The following is a 19,872-nucleotide window of genomic DNA, read 5'->3' on the forward strand; positions in this document are numbered from 1 at the left end:
GGCATGTCCGGCGCACCACTGCGCGGCCGGGACGGTGCGCCTGACGTCGGCGACGTGCTGGCCGCAACCGGCCCACGTGGTCTTCCCACAGGTTCGACAGGTGACGGCGCGGCACATGGGGGCTCCTTCGGAGGAGGTCGGGTGGCGGGTGGGCGTGACGAGTCAGGCGAGCGTGAGGAAGAGCTTCTCGAGTTCCTCGGTGGTGAGGCCGTCGACCTCGCGCTCACCGTCGGGCGACGCGACGCAGTCCTTCATGGCGGTCGCGATGATGGTGAACCCCGCCCGGTCGAGCGCGGCGGACACGGCCGCGAGCTGGGTGACCACGTCGCGGCACGAGCCGCCGTTCTCGACCGCGTCGATCACGGCGTTGAGCTGCCCGCGGGCGCGCCGCAGGCGGTTGAGGGCGCGACGCTGAGCGTCAGGATCAGGGCTGGAAGGCACGGCGGGCTCCAGGGGTTGAGGTGTCAGGCACCGACGGGCACGAGGACGGCGCGGGGACGTGGAGGACGTCGTCAGCGGCGTCGCCGAGGACGGCACGCAGCGTCAGCATGCCCCCGGACAGGGAGGCGGAGTCGAACCCGGACTGTGCGAGTACGCGGTGCGCGATCGCCGAGCGCACGCCCGAGGCGCACAACACCCGAACCGGACGCCCTGCGGCCGCGCCCCGCACCTCGTCCAGGCGAGCCCGCAGCTCGGTGTGCGGGACGTTGAGCGAGCCGGGCAGGTGCCCGGTGGTGTACTCGGCCGTGCTGCGCACGTCGAGCACGAGCGCGGTCTCCCGGACCTCGGGCAGATCCTCGCTGTACCAGAGGCGAAGGGTGCCGTCGAGCACGTTCGTCGCGACCATCCCGGCGAGGTTGACGGCGTCCTTGGCCTGTCCGTACGGCGGGGAGTACGCGAGGTCGAGGTCGATGAGGTCGCCCGCGTCGAGGCCGGCCCTGATGGCGGTAGCGAGCACGTCGATCCGACGGTCGACGCCGTCGGTGCCCACCGCCTGGGCGCCGAGCAGGCGACCGCCGTCCTGGGCGACGTGTACGACGAGGTGGATCGGGTCGGCGCCGGGGAAGTATCCGGCGTGCTGCAGCGGGTGCAGATGGAGCGTGCGGTGGGGCGTCCCGGCCCGGTCGAGCGCCGCCCGGTTCGCCCCGGTGATTGCCGCCGTCAGCCTTCCGACGCGCACGATCGCGGTCCCGACCGGACCGGAGATCGGTCGCGCGGAGCCCGGGCGCAGGATGTCGTCGGCGACGAGCCGTCCGGCACGGTTGGCGGGTCCGGCGAGCGGGACGGGCCGCCGGGCGCCGGTCACGGCGTCGGAGGACACGGTGGCGTCGCCGACCGCCCAGACGCCCGGCGCCGAGGTACGGCCGTGCTCGTCAACGATGATCGCGCCCGCCTCGCACGCGATGCCGGCCGCCTCGACGATCGCGGTGTCCGGGCGCACGCCGACCGACAGCACCACGAGGTCGGCGGGGACGCGGTGGCCGTCGGTCAGCACCACGACGTCCTCGTCGACACCCTGCTCGATCGCGGCGGCACCCACGCCCACCCGGACGTTCACGCCGAGCTCGCGCAGCTCGGTCGTGACCAGGTGTGCGAGCTCGGGCTCGAGCGGGGGCAGCACGTGGTCGGCGAGCTCGACGACCGTCACGGCGAGGCCCCGCCGGGCCAGCGCCTCGGCCGCCTCGAGGCCGATGAAGCCCGCACCGAGCACGAGCGCGCGGCGTGCGCCGTCCTCGATGTCGCGCCGGAGCCCGACGGCGTCGCCCACGGTGCGCAGCGTGCGCACCCGGGGAGAGTCGAGCCCGTCGATCGGGGGGCGCACCGGACAGGCGCCGACGGCGAGCACGAGCGCGTCGAAGCCGACCTCGCTGGTGCCGCCCGCGGCACGCACGGTCACCGTGCGACGGACGGGGTCGAGCGCGACGACGTCGTGCCCCGTGCGCACGTCGAGGTCAAGCGCGGCCCTCAGGGAGCCCGGCGTCTGCACGAGCAGGCGGCCGGTGTCCTCGATCTCCCCGCCCACGTGGTACGGCAGGCCGCAACTCGCGTACGACACGAACGCCCCGCGCTCGAGCACGGTGATCTGCGCGGTCTCGTCGAGGCGCCGCGCGCGCGCCGCGCAGCTCATTCCGCCGGCAACGCCCCCCACGACGACGATCCTGGTTGGGCCACCGGCAGCGGTGGGCGCCTGAGCTGTCTTCGGTGCTTGCGTCACGGTCCGACTATACCCCACGGGGTATCGGGGTCGCCATGTGATCGGTGTGCACGCCCGGTATGTCTCCACCCGTAACCGGTCGTAACCCGGCGGACACATGCGGGCACCTAGCGTGAGGCCACGCGGCTCCACCGGTCCCGCGGGCGAGCGGAGGGAGCGGGGATGCTCGAGCACGTGGACCCGTTCATCGGGACTGCCGGCACCGACCTGCCGGCGCCCACCGGCCTGGCCGCCACCTGGTGGTGGCCCAAGCCGCAGGTCGGCAACACCCACCCGGGCGCCGCCTACCCGTTCGGCATGGTCTCCGCGTGCGCCTACTCCGGCGGGTACCCCACGGGGTACGGGCCGTACGAGCTCGGCACCGAGGGGCTGCCGGTCCCGTTCCTCGACGCGCACGTCGCCTCCGGCTTCACGCACTTCCAGCAGTCCGGCACCGGAGCGATCCGCAAGTACTACAACTACCTGCGGGTCACCCCGATGCTGCAGCGGCTGGACGACCTCGGCGAGACGTGGGAGATCCTCGAGGAGGAGGCAAGCCCTGGCTACTACCGCACCCTGCTGTCCAGCGGTATCACGGCCGAGATCACGGTCGGCCCCAAGAGCGCGGTGCACCGGTACACGTTCCCTCGCCACCACGACGCCCGCGTCGTCGTGGACCTCTCCCACGGCGGGATCGAGGTGCCCTACGGCGCGACCGTGCCGCTGCGCGCCTCGCTGCAGTCCCACGGGCCCGGCGTCGCGAGCGGCGAGGTCGTGGTGGAGGGCGCACCGCTCGCGGTGCACTTCGAGGTCGACGCGCCGGGCATGCGCCAGCTGCTCTGGTACGACCGCCGCCTCATGCCCGGTGGGTCGCGCCTGGACTTCCACGACATCCGCCCGACGACGCTGCGCACCTTCGGCCTCATGTGGTCCGGTCCCACGGCGGCGGGCCAGGTGGTCGAGCTGCGGATGGGGTTCTCCCTGCGCGGCACGGACCAGGCGCGCGCCAACCTCGCGGCGGACTGCTCGCCGTCGGGCACCGTCGCGGGACCGGCCTTCGACTCCCGCCGCGCCGCGACGCGCGCGGCCTGGGCCCAGCACGTCGACGCGATCCGCGTCGACACGCCGTCCACCGAGCGTCGCACGGTGTTCGCGACGGCGCTCTACCACTCGCTCCTCAAGCCCAGCTTCGCGCCCGAGGAGAGCCCGTTCTGGCCGGCCTCGGGACCGTTCGTGTTCGACATCTCGACGATGTGGGACATGTACCGCACGCAGTTCCCGCTCATGACGCTGCTGCGGCCGGAGCGGTCCGTGGAGCTGGCCAACGCGCTGCTGCGGATCTGCGAGGAGGAGGGCAACTTCCCGATCGGCTACCGGATGGCGCGCGGCGCGGACCGGTTCTCCCGGCAGGCGAGCGCGCTGGCGCACACCCTCCTGGCCGACCTCTGCGCGCTGGGCCTGAACGGCGTGGACTGGGACTGGGCACTCGTGCACATGACGGCCGACCTGCGGCGCACCTACGGCGAGGAGTACCTGCTCGCCGGCATGACGCAGCCGGTCACCCACGTCCTGGACCTGGCGTTCGGCTACTGGTGCACCGCGCAGATCGCCGAGCACGTGGGCGACCGCGCGCTGCACGCGGAGATGGCGCGCTTCGCCGGCGGCTGGACGCGCGCGTTCGACCGCGCGACGGGGCTGCTGCGCGACTCGACGTTCTACGAGGGCACCACCTGGAACTACTCCTTCCGCCTCCTGCACGACATGGCGACCCGGATCGCGGGGGTCGGGGGCGACGCGGCGTTCGTCGCCCTGCTCGACACCTTCTTCGGCTACGGCGCGGACCCGGTCACGCAGCCCGGGCTGCGGCCCGGTCGTGCCGAGCTCGCCGCCGGGTACGCGCTGGGCCGCTTCGAGGGCCTCAACAACGAGCCCGACATGGACGCGCCGTGGGCCTACCTGTACGCCGGGCGACCGGACCGGACCGCGGAGGTGGTGCACGGCGTCGTGCACCAGATGTTCGGTCCCGGCCGCGGCGGCCTGCCCGGCAACGACGACTCCGGCGGCCTGTCCTCCTGGTACGTCTGGGCCGCGCTGGGCCTGTTCCCCGTCGCGGGCCAGAACCTCGTGCTGCTGCACCCGCCCTCGTTCGCCGAGGCCGAGGTCGACGTGCCCGGCGGCCTGCTCGCCCTGCGTACGCGCGGCTTCCGAGAACCCGAGCCGGGCGGTCCGGTGCAGTACGTCGAGGGCGTGACGCTTGACGGCGAGCCCCTGGACGCCGCGTACCTCACCGGCACGCGGCTGCACGCCGGCGGTGAGCTGGTGGTGAGCCTCAGCGACCGCCCGACGGCGTGGGGCACCACGACCCGCCCGCCCTCCACACCCCTGACCGGCCCGGCGCCGGACTCCTGGCCGCCGCTGTGACCTACCGACCCTGATCGCACCGACCCCACCTGCCCGGCTCGACCGAAGGAGCCCGACATGACCGCACTGCTGGACCGCTACCGCCGCCTCGTCATCGTCGTCCGCGCCGACCCCGTCATCTGCGGCCACTCCGTGGAGGCGCGCAACCTCGCCGAGGCGGCGCTGCTGCGCGGCTTCACCGAGGTCAGGATCGTCACCTGGCCGCTGGACCGGCTCGAGGCCGCCGGCCTGCCGCTCAAGCCGCTCGAGCACCTCCTGCCCTACAGCGACGGCATCACGGTGGAGCGCCCCGAGCCCGTGGGGGACTACCGCGTGGTGGACGGGCGCTACACCGGCGGCGTGGTCGGCCGGCTCGTGGAGCTGTTCACCGACGGCGTGCCGACCATCTGCCTCTCGCTCTACCTCTCCCCGCACACGCTCGCGGTGCAGGAGGCCGTCACGGCCGCGCACCGCACCGGGCTCCCGGTCGACGTCCTCACCGTCGCCGAGGCGGTCGGCTCCGACATCACGAACGTGGTGCGCACCGCCGTCGCGCAGCAGCGCTACGGGGCGGCCGCGCACGTGCTGGGCACCTACCTCGCGAACGACTGCTGCGTGGCCGTCTCGGAGTACACCAAGGAGCTCATCGTGGCCGCGGCCGCCGAGGTGGACGCCGGCCTCGGGACGTCGTTCGCCGCGCGCTGCCAGGCGCAGGTCGGGATCTCCTACCCGGCGCTGGACACCGCGAGCTACCTGGGCGTCGACCCGGCCGGGGCCGGCGCGGTGCTCGCGCGGCGCGGCATCCCGGACGAGCCGTACGTGCTGTTCCTGTCCCGGCTCACCGAGGCCAAGGGAGTGCCGGACCTGCTCGAGGGCTACGCGCGCAGCGGGATCGCCGACCGGGTCCGGCTCGTCGTCGCCGGCCGCGGACCGCAGGAGGAGGAGATCGCGGCGCTCGCCGCGGCGTCACCGCTCGCCGGCCGCATCCACGTGCTCACCGACGTCGACGACGAGGAGAAGCCCGCGCTCATGGCCGGCTCGCGCGCGTTCTGCCTGCCCACGCTGCCGCGAGCGGAGTTCGTCGAGACGTTCGGCATCGCCGTCGTGGAGAAGATGCTCGCGGGCGGCGGCCCCGTCATCACGACGACGACGGGTGGCGTGCCCGAGGCCGTGGGGGACACCGCGATGATCGTCGGCGTGCAGGATCCGGACGCGATCGCCGTGGCGCTCGCGGCCGCCGTCGCGCTCGAGGGCGACGAGCGCGAGGCGTGGGAGGCGCGGGCGCGGGACTACGCGCTCCAGTTCGACCGGGCGACAGTCCTGGACCGCATGCTCGGTCAGCTCGAGGTGGCCGTGGGGGAGACGGTCGCCGCCTGAGACCGCACGACGGCGGGGGCGCCACGTGCGCCCGGCGTCCCCGCTGCCGTGCCTCGGCTCACGGCCTCGCCAGCGCCTACAGCTCGCCGTCGGACACCGCGAACGTGTCGCAGGCCGCGAGGGAGCCCTGGTCGTGCCCCACGAGGAACCAGCGCTGGCGCTGCTCGGAGCTGCCGTGCGTCCACGTGTGGGGCGTCACCTGGCCCTGGAACGTCTCCTGGATGTGGTCGTCGCCCACGGCGGCGGCCGCCGAGAGCGCGTCCTCGATGTCCTGCCGCGTCGGCGGCTCGAGGTAGGTGACCCCGTTCTCGTCCTTCGTCTGCGACGCGCCGCGGACCCACATCCCGGCGTAGCAGTCGGCCTGCAGCTCCAGGCGCACGGAGTCCGACGTCGGTCCGGTCGCGCTCTGGTCGATCGTGCTCATCGTGCCGAGCTGGTTCTGGATGTGGTGACCGAACTCGTGCGCCACGACGTAGAGCTCGGCAAGCGGTCCGCCGCTCGCGCCGTAGCGGGACTGCAGCTCCTCGAAGAACGTGGTGTCGATGTACACGGTGCGGTCGGGCGGACAGTAGAACGGCCCGACGGCGGAGGTCGCCGCCCCGCACCCGGTGCTCGTCTGCCCGGTGAACAGCACGAAGTCGGGCAGCTCGTACTCGATGCCGGCCTGCTGCGGCAGGGTCGCGCCCCAGTAGTCGTCGAGCGAGAGGGCGGTGAACTCCATCCGGCAGGAGACGTCCTCGTTGGCGTCGGCGCCGGTGGTGCAGTCGGCGATCGACTCGCCCTCGGGGTTCTCGTACTCCGCCTGGTTCTGGCTCGTCAGGCCGGGGATGTCGAGCGTGCCGCCGCCGCCACCGCCGCCGAGCACGTTCATGAGGATCAGCACGATGATGCCGACCACGCCGAGCCCGCCGCCGACGGCGACCCCACCGGTCCGCGCCCGGCTGCCACCCCCGCGGCGCACGCGGCCGCCCGAGCTGCTCGCGTTCGGGTTGAACGTCATGTCCCTCTCCTTCCTGATGACGGATGGGCCAGGCCCCTGTCGTGGAGGGTAGGCCCCGCCGCGGGGATGCACGATCCCGACAAAGCGACCGAGGCGAGTTGGTGGGGTGGCGTGCCTTCGCCGTCGGGCGTCCCGCCCCTACGGTGGGGAACCGTGACGACCTCCACCGCGGCCCTGCGCCGCCCCGTGCTCGCCGACCTCGTTCCCGCCGGCGCCGGCCGCGCCCGCGGCGCCGCGGTCACCGCCGCCCTCGTGCTCGCCGGCACCGCGCTGGTCGCGGTGCTCTCCCAGGTGGCCGTTCCCTTGCCCTTCACGCCCGTGCCACTGTCGCTCGGCACCTTCGGCGTGCTCGTCGTCGGCGCCGCCCTCGGGCCGGCCCGCGCGACGGCGTCGCTCGGCCTCTACCTGCTCGCAGGCGTCGCGGGCGTGGGCTGGTTCGCCGGGGGCGCGAGCGGCTGGCAGTTCGCGTCGTTCGGCTACCTCCTGGGCTACGTCGTCGCGGCCGCCGTGGTCGGCGCCCTCGCGCGGCGCGGGGCCGACCGCTCGGTCTGGGGCACGATCGGCGCGATGCTCGCGGGCAACGTCACCGTCTACGCGTTCGGCGTGCCCTGGCTGACGGCCTACCTGGGGGTGGACCTGCCGACGGCGCTCGGGCTCGGCGTCGTGCCGTTCCTGCTCGGGGACACGGTCAAGGCGATCGTCGCCGCGGTGCTGCTGCCCTCGGCATGGGCGCTGGTGCGTCGCGCGCAGCGCTGAGGACCGGGCGCGCAGCGCTGAGCGCGCTGTGCGCGGGCCGTAGACTCGTGCCACGTGATCACCACCCAGGCCCTCGAGATCCGCATCGGCGCGCGGACCCTGCTCAGCGACGCGTCGCTGCGCATCGACTCGGGTGACCGGATCGGACTCGTCGGGCGCAACGGCGCCGGCAAGACCACGCTGACCAAGATCCTCGCGGGCGAGGCCCAGCCGACCGGTGGCAGTGTCATCCGCTCCGACGACGTCGGCTACCTGCCGCAGGACCCGCGCACGGGCGACCTCGAGGTGCTCGCCCGCGACCGGGTGCTGTCGGCGCGCGGCCTGGACGCCACGATCCGCAACATGCGCAAGGCCGAGATCGCGATGGCCGAGACCACGGGCGCCGAGCGGGACGCCGCGATGGCCCGCTACGAGCGGCTGGAGAACACGTTCCTCGCGCGCGGCGGCTGGACCGCCGAGGCCGAGGCGGCCCGCATCACGAGCAACCTCGGCCTGCCCACGCGCGTCCTGGACCAGGAGCTGCGGACGCTGTCGGGCGGTCAGCGCCGCCGGGTCGAGCTCGCCCGCATCCTCTTCTCGGGCGCGCGCACGCTGCTCCTGGACGAGCCGACCAACCACCTCGACGCCGATTCGATCGTGTGGTTGCGCGACTACCTGCTGGCCTACCCCGGCGGCTTCGTCGTCATCTCCCACGACGTCGAGCTCCTGCGGGCCACGGTGAACAAGGTGTTCCACCTCGACGCCAACCGCGCGGTCATCGACGTGTACAACCTCGGCTGGGACGCCTACCTCACGCAGCGCGAGACGGACGAGAAGCGCCGCCGCCGCGAGCGCGCGAACGCCGAGAAGAAGGCCGCCACGCTCCTGGCGCAGGCGGACAAGATGCGCGCGAAGGCGACGAAGGCGGTCGCGGCGCAGAACATGGCGCGGCGCGCCGAGCGGATGCTCTCGGGCCTGGAGGAGACCCGCGCGGCCGACAAGGTCGCCAAGCTGCGGTTCCCCGAGCCGGCGCCGTGCGGGCGCACGCCGCTGCGTGCGTCCGACCTGTCCAAGAGCTACGGCTCGCAGGAGGTCTTCACGGGCGTCGACCTCGCGATCGACCGCGGGTCCCGGGTCGTCGTGCTCGGCCTCAACGGTGCGGGCAAGACGACGCTGCTGCGCATCCTCGGCGGCGTCGAGGCGCCCGACACGGGCCAGGTGGAACCCGGCCACGGGCTGAAGATCGGCTACTACGCGCAGGAGCACGACACCCTCGACACCTCCGCGACCGTCGTGGAGAACCTGCGGCACGCGGCCCCGGACCTCACCGACACGCAGGTGCGCAGCGTGCTGGGCTCGTTCCTGTTCTCCGGGGACGACGCCGACAAGCCCGCGGGCGTCCTGTCCGGCGGGGAGAAGACGCGGCTCGCGCTCGCGACGCTCGTCGTGTCCGCCGCGAACGTGCTGCTGCTGGACGAGCCGACCAACAACCTCGACCCCGCGAGCCGCGCGGAGATCCTGGCCGCTCTGCGGACGTACGCGGGCGCCGTCGTGCTCGTCACGCACGACGAGGGCGCCGTGGAGGCGCTCGAGCCCGAGCGCGTCCTCCTGCTGCCCGACGGCGACGAGGACCTCTGGAACGTCGAGTACGCCGAGCTCGTCTCGCTCGCGTAGGACGCGACGACGGCCGCCTCGCGGAGGCGAGGCGGCCGTCGTCGGCGGGCGCGGGCGGGCTCAGGCGGCGTGCGCGATCCGCCGAGCCCGCACGAGCAGCAGACCGAGCGCGATGAGCGCAGCAGCCACGAGCGTCGCCCCGAGCACCTGGGCGCCCGTGCCGGGCAGGTTCCCGCTGCCGCCGCCACCCGCGATCACCGCCGCTGCCGTGCTCGCGGCGGGGTCCGTCGGGGAGGCCTCCGCGGTCGCGGTCGCCGTCGCGGTCGCGGTGGCCGACGGCGAGCTCGCCACGACCTGGAACGTCGCCGCGGCGCTCACGCCGGTCTGGGTCCCGGTCACGGTGACGGTGTGCTCGCCGACCTCGGTGGGCGCCGTCGCGGTCAGCACGGCGGACCCGTCCACGACGTCGGACGCGCCCAGGTCCACCGGGTCGGACTGCAGGAGCGCCGACAGCGTCTTGTCGCCGGCCAGGCCCGCCACCCGGATCTCGAACGGCTGACCGGGTGCGACCGACTCGGGCAGGGTGACCGTGGCGTCGGCGCTGAGCGAGGCGAGGTCGCGCTCGAGGCCGAGGGCGTCGGCGATCGTGAAGAACGTGTCGGTCTGGTCGGTCAGCCCCGCCACGTTCGCGGCGCCGGGACCGTAGGCCGCGACGCGCAGCTGCGAGCCCGTGTGCTGCTGCGACCCGCCCTGCGGCGCCGTGCCGTAGGAGACCAGCATCGGCGCGCCGTCGGCGGTGGTGAGAGAGATCGAGAGCCCGGGCGTTGTGGCGTCGACGATCTGGCTTGTATGAGCGTGGTCTGCCGTGACGATGACGAGGGTGTTCCCGTCCGCGGCGGCGAAGTCCAGCGCCACCTGCACCGCCTCGTCGAGGTCCTGCGTCTCGCCGATCTGGCCGCACGCATCGGCGGCGTGGTCGCGCTTGTCGATGGACGCGCCCTCGACCTGGAGGAAGAAGCCGTTCTCGGCGTCGGAGTCGAGCAGGTCGATCGCCTTGGTGGTGAGCGCGGCGAGGGAGAGGTCCGGCGTGAGCCGGTCGGGGCTCTCCGAGCACGTGATCGGCGCCGCGTCACCGCCCCCGGCAGTGGCGTACGCCGGGGCGAACCGGGTCGGGAAGTTGCCGGGCGTGAACAGTCCGAGCACGGGGGCGTCCGCGGACGTGACGGCGGCGAGCTCCGCCGCCGTGCGGACCACCTGGTAGCCGCGGTCGGTCGCCTGCTGCCAGAGGGTCTGCCCGGCCCACCGTCCGGCGACGGCGGTCTCGTCGAAGGACGCCGCGCCGCCACCGAGCGTCACGTCCGCGCGCGTGTCGAGCAGCTGCTCGCTGATCGACCCGGCCCCGCCGTTCTCCAGCGCGTTCGTGGGGCACTGCGTCGACGTGGTGCTCGGGCCGTAGCACCGGCGCGAGGTCACCGAGGCCACCTGCACCGCCGGGGTCGCGTCCTGGATCTCCGCCGTCGAGACGTCACCGGTGCGCAGGCCGTTCGCGTTCGCGATCTCGAGGAGCGAGGGGAGGTCGGCGCCGTCGAGGTCGACCGAGATCGCGCCGTCGTAGGACTTGGTGCCCGTCGCCCAGGCCGTGCCGGTCGCGGCCGAGTCGGGCGTGTAGTCGGGCAGACCGTAGAGCTCGTCGTCGGCGTGCAGCGAGTACGTCGTGTACTGCCCGGTCACCGGCAGCGCGTCGATCCCGGGCAGCTCACCGGCCGCGCCGACCAGGTAGTTGCGCGCCACCGTGATCTCGGAGTCGCCCATGCCGTCGCCGATGAGCAGGATGACGTTGCGCGCGCCCGGATCGCGGACGGCGTCGCGCAGCGCCTGCGTCTGGTCGCCGTCGTTGCGGGCCGCGTCGCCGGTACCGGTCAGGGGGTCGGCTGTGGCCGAGGTCGCGCCGAGCGCGAGGGCGAGTGCCGCGAGCGCCAGGGCGCTCCCGGCCCGGGTCAGGGTGGACATGCGTCTCCTCCGGGGTGGGGTGTCGGGTCAGGCCCTCGGAGGCACGGCTGGGGCCGTGCGCACGCGAAGGTCGAGACCATGCCATCCCGTCCGGGTGAGGGCCGGTCGCACGCAGGATTGCCGGAGCGTGAGCACTCAGGAAACGAGTGTCGTCGGGCTACCTCAGCCGGACGCGCAGCCGGTCCGTCGTCACGGCGACCACGGCGGCACCGGCGAGCACGCCGAGGCGCGCGAGGTCCCCGAGGTCGAACGACAGGTCCGCCGCCCCGTTCGCCGCGAACCCCGTCACGGTGCACCACGCGAGCACGACGGCGAGGCTCGCCGCCAGCGGTCCCAGCCCCTGGGCGCCGACCACCAGGACGAGCGCCACGAGCACCGTGGCCGGCCACGGCCCGAGGCCGAGGGCGTCGGTGATCGCCACGCCGGCGACGACGACAGCGACGACGCCGAGGAACCGGACCGCCTCGCCGAGCTCGTTGCGCGGGCGGGCGTCTTTGACAGGGGTGACCTGCGAGACCGGGGTGACCTGCGAGACCGGGGTGACCTGCGCTGCTGCCATCGCCGCAGCATGCTCGGTCACCCTGGGGGGAGCCTGGACGCAGACCCAGACGTTCCTCGACCGGCTCGCCGGCTCGCCGGCGCACCGGCTAGCCGGTGCGGCCCGCGGTCCGGCGCTCCTCCTCCGCGGCGTCGAGGATCGCGTCCTCCTCCTCAGCCATGGTCGGCCGCCGGCGCACCCGCGGCGCCGGAGCCACGGGTGGGGCCTCGCCCGCGGCGAGCGCGCCCTCCTGCGCCGCCTCGAGCTCGGCGTCGCGGCGCGAGCGGCGCCCGATGACCACGGTGGCGATCGGGATCGTGAGCGCGAACACCCACCACTGGAACGCGTAGGAGAGGTGGTTGCCGAGGTCCTCGTCGGGCTTGGGCAGCGCGCCGAGCGGCGCGATCGGGGCCGGGCTCGCCAGCATCCCGTAGGCGTCCTCGACCAACGTCCCGGTCGCGACGGCGGCGGGCCAGGCCGCGGGATCGGGGCCGAACGCGGCCTGCACGACGTCGAGCGCCACGACGTCGTAGACCTCGCCCTCGGGATTGGTCCGGCCGTCGGCGGTCTCGGCGGCGCGCAGCCGCACCACGACGTCGGCGCGGCCGCTCGGGACGGTGAGCGCGCCGTCGGGCACGACGTCGGTCTGGCGCCACCAGCCGCGGTCGACGACGAGCAGCGCACCGTCGTCGGTGCGCAGCAGGGCGAGGGCGTGCGAGGCGTTCGCGCCGTTGACGGGCCGGTTGCGCAGCTGGACGCCGGAGCCCGCCACCCACGTGCCGGTGACCTCGACCGAGCGCCACACGTCGCCGGGGTCGAGGGGGTCGGTGAGGTCGGGGCCGAGCAGGTCGGCCGCGGGCACGGCGTCGGCGTCGTAGTTCGTCTGGACGAGGTCGACCTGTGCCACGCGGTCCGTGTGCCGGTGGTACTGCCAGCGACCGAGCAGCACGCACGTCGCCGACGCCGCGAGCACGAGCAGCACCACGCCGGCCGTCCGCAGGATCCGCTCGAGCCTCGAACGCGTCGGTGCGTGGGTCCCCGCCGTGGTCACGAGGGCCCCGGGTCGGTGCCGAGCGGCCCGACGTCGACGGGGAACGAGCGGGCCTCGAGGAAGCGCTGCAGGTGGTCCAGGTGCTCGGGGCACGCGGTCCAGACCTTGCGCCGCCCGCCGTCGTGGATGCGGGGGTTGCGCCAGCCGATCGCCCACACGGCGGTGGCTCGGCACCCCTTCGCGCTGCACACGACGACGTCCTGACCGGTGGGGCTGTCCAGGGTCACGCCGCGGCCTCCGGGCGCCGACGCGATTCGGGGTCCTCCCGCACCTCCGTGCGGTAGGGCAGCTCGCCGTCGTCCGGCGTGGCGTCGCCGTCACGCACGACCGGCGACGCGGCGTGCTCGGGCAGGGCCGGCGCCTCGACCACCTCGTCCACGCCGCGCGACATCCGGGTGGACCCGACGTTCGCCAGGACGACGGCGACGTAGGGGAGCACCACGGCGCCGACGGCGAAGATCCAGCGCCACGGCGGGGGCAGCATGATGGCGAGGGCGAAGCAGCCCATCCGGACGCCCATCGTCATGAGGTACCGCTTCGTCCGGGTGTCGCTCTCGAGCGCGTGGGAGCGGCGCGCGGTCGTGATCGACGGCACCTGGCTCATGTCGACGAGCGTACGCCGGGCCGGTCGGGGGCGCCGATCCGCTAGGTTGACCGGGTGCCAGCGCCAGAGCCCTCCCAGCCCGTGAGCGAACCCCGAACCGTCGTCGTCACCGGGGCCACCCGGGGCATCGGCCGGGCGATCGCCGAGCGGTTCGTCGCCGCGGGTGACCGGGTCGCCACCCTCTCCCGCGGCAGCGACGTGCCCGACGGCGTGCTCGCCGTCCCCGGTGACGTCACCGACTCCGCGGCGGTGGACGACGGCTTCACCGCGATCGAGCAGGAGCTCGGTCCGGTCGAGGTGCTCGTGGCGAACGCGGGCATCACGCGCGACTCCCTGCTCATGCGGATGTCCGACGAGGACTTCGACGCCGTGCTCGACGTCAACCTCGTCGGGGCGTTCCGGTGCGCGCGGCGTGCGAGCAAGGGGATGATCCGGCTGCGCCGCGGGCGCATCGTGCTCATCTCCAGCGTCGTGGGCCTGTACGGCGGCGCCGGGCAGGTCAACTACGCGGCGAGCAAGGCCGGCCTGGTCGGCGTGGCGCGCGCCATCACGCGCGAGCTCGGCGGCCGCGGCATCACCGCGAACGTCGTGGCGCCCGGGTTCATCCGCACCGCGATGACCGACGCCCTGCCCCAGGCCCAGCAGGACGCCTACCTCGCCGCGATCCCCGCCGCGCGGTTCGCCACGGCCGACGAGGTTGCGGGCGTCGTCCAGTTCCTGGCCGGCCCCGACGCGGGCTACATCTCCGGCGCCGTCATCCCCGTCGACGGCGGCCTCGGCATGGGCCACTAGCAACCACACCCGATCGGAAGGAGCACCCCGTGGGCATGCTCGAGGGCAAGACCCTGCTCATCACCGGCGTCCTGACCGACGCCTCCATCGCGTTCCACGCCGCGCGCCTCGCGCAGGAGGAGGGCGCCACCGTGGTGCTCTCCTCGTTCGGCCGGCAGGCCAAGCTCACGCAGCTCGCGGCCAAGCGGCTGCCGTCCCTCGCGCCGGTCGTCGAGCTCGACGTGACCGACCCCGAGCACCTGGCCGGCCTCGCCGACGCGGTGCGCCAGCACGCGGACTCGCTCCACGGCGTGGTGCACTCGATCGGCTTCGCCCCGCAGAGCGTGATGGGCGGGAAGTTCCTCGAGGCCGAGTGGCCGGACGTCGCCACGGCCGTGGAGGTCTCGGCGTACTCGTTGAAGTCGCTCGCCGTGGCCGCCCGGCCGCTCCTGTCCAGCGGTGGCTCCCTGGTCGGCCTCACGTTCGACGCGCGCTACGCGTGGCCCGTCTACGACTGGATGGGCGTCGCGAAGGCGGCGTTCGAGGCCACCGCGCGCTACCTCGCGCGCGACCTCGGCGGGGACGGCATCCGTGTCAACGTCGTGTCCGCGGGGCCGATCCGCACCACGGCCGCGCGCTCCATCCCCGGGTTCGAGCGGATGGAGGGGAACTGGTCCGAGCGGGCGCCGCTCGGCTGGGACTCCAAGGACCCCGAGCCGGCCGCGCGCGCCGTCGTGGCGCTGCTGTCGGACTGGTTCCCGGCGACCACGGGCGAGATGGTGCACGTGGACGGCGGCTTCCACGCGATGGGTCAGTAGTGCCGACCCTCGTCCTGCTGCGGCACGCCAAGGCGGAGCCGCACGCCGCGTCCGACGCCGCCCGGCCGCTCGCGCTGCGCGGCCGGCGGCAGGCCGCGGCGGTGGGCGACGCCCTCGCGGCGGACGGCCCGGTGCCCGACCTCGTGCTCGTCTCCGCGGCCACCCGGACCCGGCAGACCTGGGAGCTCCTCGCGGCGCGGCTGCCGGTCCGGCCGGACGTCGCGGTGCTGGAGGAGCTGTACGACGCCGGACCGCGGACTGTCCTGTCGCTCCTGCGCGGGGTCGACGACGCGGTCGGCACCGTGCTCGTCGTCGGGCACGAGCCGGTCATGAGCTCGACGGCGGCGCTGCTCGCCTCGGCCGACTCCGACGAGCACCTCCTCGACGCCGTGCACCGGGGCGTGCCGACGGCGGCGCGCAGCGTGCTCGAGCTCGACGCCGGGTGGGCCGCGCTCGACCGCGGCACGGCCCGGCTCGTCGCCGTGGAGCGCGCCGTGGAGGACTAGCGCAGCAGCGCGACGACCTCGGCCATGGTGTGGTGCACCGCGTGGTCCGCCTGCGCGGCGACCACGGGCTTGGCGTTGAACGCGATCCCGACGCCCGCCGTCGCGAGCATGTCCAGGTCGTTGGCGCCGTCGCCGATCGCGACGGTGTCGGGGAGCGGGACGCCCGCCTCGGCGGCGAACTCGCGCAGCGCGGCGGCCTTGCCCGCGCGGTCCACGACCGGGCCGGCGACCCGTCCGGTGAGGCGGCCGTCCGCGCCCACCTCGAGGGCGTTGGCGCGCACGCGGGTGATGCCCCACCGGGCGGCGAGCACCCGGACGATCTCGACGAACCCGCCCGACACGAGGCACAGCGGCCAGTCCCGCTCGGCGAGGAAGGCGACCAGCTCGGGCACGCCGGGGGACACCTCGACCTGCGCGGCGACGTCGTCCAGCACCGAGACGGGCAGACCCGCCAGGGTCGCGACGCGCGCGTGCAGCGACTCGGCGAAGTCGAGCTCGCCGCGCATCGCGGCCTCGGTGACCCGCGCGACCTCCTCGCGCGTCCCGGCCCGGTCGGCGATGAGCTCGATCACCTCCGCGGTGATGAACGTCGAGTCGACGTCCATCACCACGAGGCGACGGCGGGCGGGCACGGTCGAGGCACCGGTCACGCGGTCGGGCACGTGCTCAGATGGCCCAGCTCGACGGCGTGACGGAGTCGACGCCGATCCGCATGCCCTTCGGGACGACGGTGATGCCCGACGGCGTGACCGTGAAGCCGCGCGCGAGGTCGAGCTCGCGGTTGAGGCCGATGCTCGCGCCCTCCTCCACCACCACGTTCTTGTCGAGGATCGCGCGGTTGACCTGGGCGCGCCGCTGGACGATGACGTCGTCCAGCAGCACCGAGTCCGTCACGCGTGACCAGGAGTTCAGGCGCCCGCCCGGGGAGATCACCGAGCCGTGCACCTCCGAGCCCGACACCACGACCCCGGGGGAGATGATCGAGTCGACGGCGAGGCCGATCCGCTCGGGCGAGGCGTGCACGAACTTCGCCGGCGGGAGGCCGGTGTAGCCCGTGAAGACCGGCCACTCGTCGTTGTAGAGGTTGAAGACCGGCACCACGGAGATGAGGTCGCGGTTCGCCTCGTAGTAGGCGTCGATCGAGCCCACGTCGCGCCAGTAGTCGCGGTCACGGTCGTTCGAGCCGGGCACGTCGTTCTCGATGAAGTCGTAGAGCGCGGCCTCGCCCCGCTCCACGAACGCGGGCACGATGTCCCCGCCCATGTCGTGACGCGAGTCCTCCAGGGCGTCGCTGCGCACGGCCTCGACGAGCGCGTCCGCGTCGAAGACGTAGTTGCCCATCGACACGAGGACCTCGTCGGGGGAGTCCGCGAGCCCGACGGCGTCGGTCGGCTTCTCCCGGAACGCCTTGATCCGCCGGGGGTCGTCCGGGTCGGCCTCGATCACGCCGAACTGGTCGGCGAGCGAGATCGGCTGGCGGATCCCGGCCACGGTGAGGCGCGCACCGGAGTCGATGTGCGCCTTGACCATCTGGGAGAAGTCCATCCGGTAGACGTGGTCGGCCCCGACCACGACCACGATGTCCGGTCGCTCGTCGGCGAGGAGGTTGAGGCTCTGGTAGATCGCGTCGGCCGACCCGAGGTACCAGTTCTTACCCATCCGCTGCTGGGCGGGGACCGGCGCGACGTAGTTGCCGAGCATCCGGGACATGTCCCAGGTCTTGGCGATGTGCCGGTCGAGGCTGTGCGACTTGTACTGCGTCAGCACGACGACGTGCAGGTAGTGGGAGTTGACGATGTTGGAGAGGGCGAAGTCGATGAGGCGGTAGATCCCCCCGAAGGGGACGGCCGGCTTGGCCCGCTCGGCGGTGAGCGGCATGAGGCGTTTGCCCTCGCCACCGGCGAGGACGACCGCGAGGACACGTGGTGCAGCCATACGGCGACCCTAGGGGGTCCCGCGTGATGTTGGCCACGAACACCACACCGAAGTGGTGCACGTCCACCCGCGGGGGACGCCGCGTCTTGAGGACCGGGACCGCGCCCCGATCGGTGGCATGATCCCGCCATGCGCGTCGACCTGCTGACCCGGGAGTACCCCCCGCACGTCTACGGGGGCGCGGGCGTCCACGTGGCCGAGCTCGCCGCCGTGCTCGCCGAGCACCTCGACGTGCGCGTGCGCTGCTTCGAGGGGCCGCGCCCCGACGCGCCGAGCGGGCCGGGGCTGCCCACGGTGACCGGCTACTCCGCGCTCGCCGAGCTCGCGGGCGCGAACGCCGCCCTGGCCACGCTCGGGGTGGACCTGACGATCGCGCAGGACGTCGGCGGCGCCGACCTCGTGCACTCCCACACCTGGTACGCCAACATGGCCGGGCACCTCGCGGGCCTGCTGCACGGCGTCCCCCACGTCGTGAGCGCGCACAGCCTCGAGCCGCTGCGGCCCTGGAAGGCCGAGCAGCTCGGGGGCGGGTACGCCCTGTCGAGCTGGGCCGAGCGCACCGCCTACCTCGGTGCCGCCGGCATCATCGCCGTCTCCGGCGGCATGCGGGCCGACATCCTGCGGTCCTACCCCGACGTCGACCCGGCGCGGGTGCACGTCGTGCACAACGGCATCGACCTGGCCCGGTGGGTCCGGCCGGTCGCCGCGGGGGACTCCACGCCGACGCCGCGGGCCCGCGAGCTCGCCGTCGCGCGCGGGATCGACCCGGACCGCCCCGCGGTCGTGTTCGTCGGTCGCATCACGCGGCAGAAGGGCCTGCCGTACTTCCTTCGCGCGGTGCGCCGCCTCGACCCCGAGGTCCAGGTCGTGCTGTGCGCCGGGGCGCCGGACACGCCGGAGATCATGGCCGAGGTGTCCGGGCTGGTCGAGGAGCTGAGCCACGAGCGCTCCGGGGTCGTGTGGATCCCGGACATGCTGCCGCGCGAGGAGCTCGTGGCCGTCCTGGCGGCGTGCACCGTGTTCGTGTGCCCCTCGATCTACGAGCCGCTCGGCATCGTGAACCTCGAGGCGATGGCGGTCGGTCTGCCCGTCGTGGCCTCGGCGACCGGCGGCATCCCCGAGGTGGTCGACGACGGCGTGACGGGCCTCCTCGTCCCGCTCGCGCAGGAGAGCGACGGCACCGGCACCCCGCTGCACCCCGAGAGGTTCGAGGCGGACCTCGCCGCGGCGCTCACGCGCGTGGTGAGCGACCCGGCGCGGGCGCGCGAGATGGGCCGGGCCGGGCGCACCCGCGCCGAGGAGCACTTCTCCTGGGGCGCGATCGGGGAGCGCACGATCGAGGTCTACGAACGGGTCCTGGCCGGGTCCTGAGGGGCTCGGTCCCGCCGATCGACAGACCCGTCAGCCGACGCGGCGCACCGTCGCGGCCGCGACGACGACGCGCGCGGCCCGTGCGAGCGCGGCGAGCGCTGCGCTGCGGGCGCCGAGCTGGCCCGCCGTGACGGCGGCGCCGGGGTCCTCCTCGGCGAGCTCGACGATCCGCAGCACCCGCAGCGCCTGCAGCAGGGCCGCGGCCGGGCGCTCCGGCAGCGACTCGAGCAGCTCCGCCGTGCGGTCGTCCGCCGGACCGGACAGGTCCAGCAGCGCCTCGCGCAGCTCCGGGCGCTCGCGGGCGACGTCGAGTCGCGTGAGCTCGTCCGTCGCGTCGTGCAGCGCGTGCACCAGGGCGAGCCGCGCCTCGCCCAGGTCGGCGGGCGGCGGGACCACGGCCCCCGGTCCCAGCGCGACCGGTCGCCACCGCACCGTCCAGCCCGGTTCGAGCGCACTGCCGAACGCCGCGACGTCGGGCACGAGCACCACGGTGTCGCGCGCCCCGCGCACGACGGCGGCCTCCCCGGCCAGCAGCGCGGGCGCGGCGGCGGACGGGGGCACCCCGGGATCGCCGGGCACCGGCAGGACGGCCCAGGCCACGCCCGTGCCCGTCGTCGTGAGGAGCTCGGGGAGCGCGACGGCGAGCGGCCGAACGCCGATCCGGTGCGGCTCGTCCGCGCCCTCGAGGAGGGCGAGCGCGCGTGCCTCGGCCGTGCCGAGCCGGTCGGCCAGGAGCACGAGGGCGACGGCGCGGGGGACGAGCGGCACGCCCGTCACCCTAACGAGGGTTGCGTGGGTCGAGGCCCGGCCGCTGCGCGGGTGCGCCGTGGCGTGCGCCCGGGCCCGACGTCGGTAGGGTCGAGTCAGTGTCAGGGTGACAGTGCCGCTTCGCGGTGGTTGGGTCCTGATCACCAGTCGTCTGACTCGTAGGGTCGCTGCCTTCGTGGC

19 protein-coding genes are annotated in these 19,872 nt (G+C 74.2%); 8 read left to right on the forward strand and 11 right to left on the reverse strand.

Annotated features, from left to right (window positions below):
* Positions 1 to 162: 162 nt before the first annotated feature.
* Together FH969_RS02785 and FH969_RS02790 are read right to left on the reverse strand one after the other, a co-directional pair.
* Positions 163 to 441 carry a metal-sensitive transcriptional regulator gene (locus tag FH969_RS02785; protein WP_108717620.1) on the reverse strand — a complete coding sequence of 93 codons (279 nt, stop codon included), beginning with the start codon at positions 439 to 441 and terminating at the stop codon, positions 163 to 165.
* The gene (locus FH969_RS02790; protein ID WP_281285319.1) at positions 425 to 2,215 is read right to left on the reverse strand and encodes an FAD-dependent oxidoreductase; all 1,791 of its coding nucleotides are present in this window, start codon (positions 2,213 to 2,215) and stop codon (positions 425 to 427) included. The genes FH969_RS02785 and FH969_RS02790 overlap by 17 nt, the downstream gene beginning before the upstream one ends.
* Positions 2,216 to 2,377: 162 nt before the next feature.
* Here FH969_RS02790 and FH969_RS02795 point away from each other — a divergent pair, with 162 nt between their 5' ends.
* Both FH969_RS02795 and FH969_RS02800 read left to right on the forward strand, forming a co-directional pair.
* A complete protein-coding gene (locus FH969_RS02795) occupies positions 2,378 to 4,615 on the forward strand; it encodes a glycoside hydrolase domain-containing protein (RefSeq protein ID WP_139985949.1) in 2,238 nt (745 codons plus the stop codon).
* A gap of 57 nt (positions 4,616 to 4,672) precedes the next feature.
* Positions 4,673 to 5,971 (forward strand): glycosyltransferase, encoded by a 1,299-nt coding sequence (locus FH969_RS02800; protein ID WP_139985951.1) that lies wholly within the window; start codon positions 4,673 to 4,675, stop codon positions 5,969 to 5,971.
* A gap of 76 nt (positions 5,972 to 6,047) precedes the next feature.
* On the opposite strand, the gene ypfJ is transcribed toward FH969_RS02800, so the two are convergent.
* Positions 6,048 to 6,971: a KPN_02809 family neutral zinc metallopeptidase gene (gene ypfJ / locus FH969_RS02805; protein WP_139985953.1), complete on the reverse strand. Its 924-nt coding sequence runs from the start codon at positions 6,969 to 6,971 to the stop codon at positions 6,048 to 6,050.
* 153 nt (positions 6,972 to 7,124) lie between these two features.
* On the opposite strand from ypfJ, the gene FH969_RS02810 reads away from it, so the two are divergent.
* Complete coding sequence (locus tag FH969_RS02810) at positions 7,125 to 7,727, forward strand: biotin transporter BioY (RefSeq protein ID WP_139985955.1); 603 nt, start codon at positions 7,125 to 7,127, stop codon at positions 7,725 to 7,727.
* Between the two features lie 54 nt (positions 7,728 to 7,781).
* Entirely contained in the window at positions 7,782 to 9,380 is a 1,599-nt protein-coding gene (locus FH969_RS02815; RefSeq protein ID WP_139985957.1) for an ABC-F family ATP-binding cassette domain-containing protein, read from the forward strand.
* A gap of 60 nt (positions 9,381 to 9,440) precedes the next feature.
* Here FH969_RS02815 and phoA read toward each other — a convergent pair whose 3' ends face one another.
* The 5 genes from phoA to FH969_RS02840 all read right to left on the reverse strand — a co-directional run bounded on the left by phoA (position 9,441) and on the right by FH969_RS02840 (position 13,523).
* Positions 9,441 to 11,330, reverse strand: coding sequence for an alkaline phosphatase (gene phoA, locus FH969_RS02820; RefSeq protein WP_139985959.1), 1,890 nt, complete (start codon positions 11,328 to 11,330; stop codon positions 9,441 to 9,443).
* Between the two features lie 157 nt (positions 11,331 to 11,487).
* Complete coding sequence (locus FH969_RS02825; RefSeq protein ID WP_108717612.1) at positions 11,488 to 11,889, reverse strand: hypothetical protein; 402 nt, start codon at positions 11,887 to 11,889, stop codon at positions 11,488 to 11,490.
* Positions 11,890 to 11,977: 88 nt separating this feature from the next.
* Complete coding sequence (locus FH969_RS02830) at positions 11,978 to 12,919, reverse strand: SURF1 family protein (protein WP_180359637.1); 942 nt, start codon at positions 12,917 to 12,919, stop codon at positions 11,978 to 11,980.
* Positions 12,916 to 13,146, reverse strand: a complete 231-nt coding sequence (locus FH969_RS02835; RefSeq protein WP_108717610.1) for a hypothetical protein — start codon at positions 13,144 to 13,146, stop codon at positions 12,916 to 12,918. The genes FH969_RS02830 and FH969_RS02835 overlap by 4 nt, the downstream gene beginning before the upstream one ends.
* Positions 13,143 to 13,523 carry a DUF3099 domain-containing protein gene (locus tag FH969_RS02840; RefSeq protein WP_108717609.1) on the reverse strand — a complete coding sequence of 127 codons (381 nt, stop codon included), beginning with the start codon at positions 13,521 to 13,523 and terminating at the stop codon, positions 13,143 to 13,145. Before FH969_RS02840 ends, FH969_RS02835 begins: the two co-directional genes overlap by 4 nt.
* 54 nt (positions 13,524 to 13,577) lie before the next feature.
* On the opposite strand from FH969_RS02840, the gene fabG reads away from it, so the two are divergent.
* Genes fabG through FH969_RS02855 form a run of 3 tightly spaced genes read left to right on the forward strand, consistent with a single transcriptional unit; the run spans position 13,578 to position 15,618 of the window.
* Positions 13,578 to 14,315 carry a 3-oxoacyl-ACP reductase FabG gene (gene fabG / locus FH969_RS02845; protein WP_246071662.1) on the forward strand — a complete coding sequence of 246 codons (738 nt, stop codon included), beginning with the start codon at positions 13,578 to 13,580 and terminating at the stop codon, positions 14,313 to 14,315.
* A 29-nt stretch (positions 14,316 to 14,344) separates the two neighbouring features.
* Positions 14,345 to 15,112 (forward strand): enoyl-ACP reductase FabI, encoded by a 768-nt coding sequence (gene fabI, locus FH969_RS02850; RefSeq protein ID WP_108717607.1) that lies wholly within the window; start codon positions 14,345 to 14,347, stop codon positions 15,110 to 15,112.
* Positions 15,112 to 15,618 (forward strand): SixA phosphatase family protein, encoded by a 507-nt coding sequence (locus tag FH969_RS02855; protein ID WP_108717606.1) that lies wholly within the window; start codon positions 15,112 to 15,114, stop codon positions 15,616 to 15,618. Before fabI ends, FH969_RS02855 begins: the two co-directional genes overlap by 1 nt.
* On the opposite strand, the gene serB is transcribed toward FH969_RS02855, so the two are convergent.
* Positions 15,615 to 16,268, reverse strand: coding sequence for a phosphoserine phosphatase SerB (gene serB / locus FH969_RS02860; RefSeq protein ID WP_281285322.1), 654 nt, complete (start codon positions 16,266 to 16,268; stop codon positions 15,615 to 15,617). The two genes, FH969_RS02855 and serB, sit on opposite strands and share 4 nt — an antisense overlap.
* Before the next feature lie 16 nt (positions 16,269 to 16,284).
* Entirely contained in the window at positions 16,285 to 17,553 is a 1,269-nt protein-coding gene (locus FH969_RS02865; RefSeq protein WP_108717605.1) for a glucose-1-phosphate adenylyltransferase, read from the reverse strand.
* A 129-nt stretch (positions 17,554 to 17,682) separates the two neighbouring features.
* On the opposite strand from FH969_RS02865, the gene glgA reads away from it, so the two are divergent.
* Entirely contained in the window at positions 17,683 to 18,924 is a 1,242-nt protein-coding gene (glgA, locus tag FH969_RS02870) for a glycogen synthase (RefSeq protein WP_139985965.1), read from the forward strand.
* 30 nt (positions 18,925 to 18,954) lie between these two features.
* Here the strand turns inward: glgA and FH969_RS02875 are convergent, their stop codons facing one another.
* Positions 18,955 to 19,692 (reverse strand): hypothetical protein, encoded by a 738-nt coding sequence (locus FH969_RS02875; protein WP_139985967.1) that lies wholly within the window; start codon positions 19,690 to 19,692, stop codon positions 18,955 to 18,957.
* Between the last annotated feature and the right edge of the window lie 180 nt (positions 19,693 to 19,872).

The sequence above is a fragment of the Miniimonas arenae genome (assembly GCF_006351005.1).
Lineage (GTDB): Bacteria > Actinomycetota > Actinomycetes > Actinomycetales > Beutenbergiaceae > Miniimonas > Miniimonas arenae.

Excerpts from the sequence above, each read along its gene's own strand:
- FH969_RS02795 (WP_139985949.1), top strand. The coding sequence starts at position 2,378 with ATGCTCGAGCACGTGGACCCGTTCATCGGGACTGCCGGCACCGACCTG.
- FH969_RS02800 (WP_139985951.1), top strand. The coding sequence starts at position 4,673 with ATGACCGCACTGCTGGACCGCTACCGCCGCCTCGTCATCGTCGTCCGC.
- ypfJ (WP_139985953.1), bottom strand. The coding sequence starts at position 6,971 with ATGACGTTCAACCCGAACGCGAGCAGCTCGGGCGGCCGCGTGCGCCGC.
- phoA (WP_139985959.1), bottom strand. The coding sequence starts at position 11,330 with ATGTCCACCCTGACCCGGGCCGGGAGCGCCCTGGCGCTCGCGGCACTC.
- FH969_RS02825 (WP_108717612.1), bottom strand. The coding sequence starts at position 11,889 with ATGGCAGCAGCGCAGGTCACCCCGGTCTCGCAGGTCACCCCGGTCTCG.
- FH969_RS02840 (WP_108717609.1), bottom strand. The coding sequence starts at position 13,523 with ATGAGCCAGGTGCCGTCGATCACGACCGCGCGCCGCTCCCACGCGCTC.
- FH969_RS02865 (WP_108717605.1), bottom strand. The coding sequence starts at position 17,553 with ATGGCTGCACCACGTGTCCTCGCGGTCGTCCTCGCCGGTGGCGAGGGC.
- glgA (WP_139985965.1), top strand. The coding sequence starts at position 17,683 with ATGCGCGTCGACCTGCTGACCCGGGAGTACCCCCCGCACGTCTACGGG.